This window comes from Pseudomonas sp. K5002, from assembly GCF_013386655.1.
In the GTDB taxonomy this organism is placed as follows: Bacteria; Pseudomonadota; Gammaproteobacteria; order Pseudomonadales; family Pseudomonadaceae; genus Aquipseudomonas.
Genome location: NZ_JACARK010000901.1, coordinates 1 through 1,920 on the forward strand (window position 1 = coordinate 1; position 1,920 = coordinate 1,920).

At 60.5% G+C, this 1,920-nt stretch carries 1 protein-coding gene and 1 pseudogene; both read right to left on the reverse strand.

Features of this window, described 5'->3' with window-relative positions:
- On the reverse strand, positions 1-1,161 hold a 1,161-nt coding region (locus HX846_RS30725; protein WP_178966833.1), incomplete at its 3' end, for a methyl-accepting chemotaxis protein.
- A gap of 179 nt (positions 1,162-1,340) precedes the next feature.
- Positions 1,341-1,920 (reverse strand): annotated as a pseudogene (locus tag HX846_RS30730) (histone deacetylase family protein); the annotation flags it as partial.

A 1,920-nucleotide genomic window follows, 5' to 3' on the forward strand; every position in this document is an offset into this window, starting at 1 on the left:
CAGGTTGGTCTGCTCGGCGATGGAGCGAATCACATCGAGCACCTTGCCGATGTCCCGCGATTGATCGGCGAGGTTTTGCACCAGGCTCGAGGTGTCACCGATGTTGGTACTCAACGCCTGAATCGCACTGACGGTTTCGCCGACGCGCTGCTGGCCGTCACGGGCCGTTTCATTGGAGAGCCGGGTGGATTCGGAAGTGGAGACCGCATTACGTGCCACCTCATCGGCGGCCGAGGTCATCTCGTTGACCGCGGTGGCGGCTTGCTCGATTTCAGCGGTCTGCTTTTGCAGGCTGCGGCTGCTCTGGTCGGTGATGCCGTTGAGGTCGGTGGCCGATGCCGCCATCTGCCCGGCCGACTGGCGAATCAGCTGCAAGGTACTGCGCAGGCTGCCTTGCATGGTCTGCAACGCCACCAGCAGGCGCGTCACTTCGTCATCGCCGGTCACTTCAACGGTTTGCGTCAGGTCGCCTTGGGCGACGTGTTCTGCGGCGCGCACCGCGTGGCTGAGCGGGCCGACAATGCTACGCGTCAGCAACCAGGCCAGGGCCACGGTGCTCAACGCGGCCAGCAGCACGAAGCCGAAGACCATCGTGCGCGAGCGGCTGTACTGCAACTCGGCCGTCTGGCCCTGCAGGTTTATCTGGGCGTTGTAGTAATCGGCCAGGGCATTGAGCTGATTGCCGGAACCGTCGACCACGGTCTTCATGTCCACCAGCAGCAACTTGTTCAGCTCGGCGGTCTGCTGCTTGTCGGCAAGGATGAACGACTGGGTGAGGCCTTGCTGGTATTGCCGCAGGGAGACCTGAAACTGGTCGTAGAGATTGCGTACCTCGGGGGTATCAATCACCGCATTCAGGTCGGCCAGTTTCTTCGTCAGATCCTGGCTGCGGGTGTCCATCTGGCTACGGTATTGCGAGAGGCTCGCGGGATTGGGATCAAGGGCCATGCGCAGGGAAATAGTGCGGATGCGCAGCATGATTTCGCGGATATCCGAGACCAGGCGCATTTTCGGCACCAGGCCACTTTCAACCTGCACGGCGCTTTCGCGGATGCTTGCCATGTTCGAGAGCGCAAAGAACCCCAACAGCGCCACGAGCAAGGCAATCAAGGCAAAACCGAGACCCGCACGGCGGGCGATGGACAGGTTGCGGAGCGACATGGCGATTGTTCTCATTATGGGCATACGACATCGTATGACAGAGTTTAGGCCAGTCAGGGCGGGACTTTAGGGGTGTCGACCAGAAGTTAAGAGATATAAATTATCGACGTGAAAGGCCCACGGGGCGGACGCGCCTTGAATGTATTTCCAAGGCAGTCCGGGGCGCTTTATTCAGCGGGTTACATCGACCACGCCTGCGCACTTGCAAAAAACGCCTGAGCATTACTGTCCAGCGTTTCCAGGTGATACCCGCCCTCCTGCACGATCACACACGGCAACCCCAATCCACGAATGCACTCCCCCAGCCGCGCAAATCCTTCCCGCGTCACTGCCACTTTGCTCTGTGGGTCCAGCTCGTAGATATCGAACCCCAGCGACAACACCAGCACGTCCGCCGAGAAGTCCTTCACTGCCTTCAATGCCAGTTCCAGCTTTTGGAAAAACACCGCCTCACTCGCGCCATGCGCCATCGGCAGGTTGAGGTTGAAGCCTTCACCCGCAGCAGCGCCGCGCTCTTCGGCAAAGCCTGCAACACCCGGATAGAAGTTGGTCGGGTCGCCGTGAATCGACACGTACAGCACGTCATCACGCTCGTAGAAAATCTCCTGGATGCCTTGCCCGTGGTGCATGTCGGTGTCGAGTACGGCGACGCGCTCGAAGCCAGCGCGCAACGCCTGCGCCGCAACCGCCGCGTTGTTGATATAGCAGAACCCACCGGCTGCATCAAAACGCGCGTGGTGGCCTGGCGGGCGGCATAGC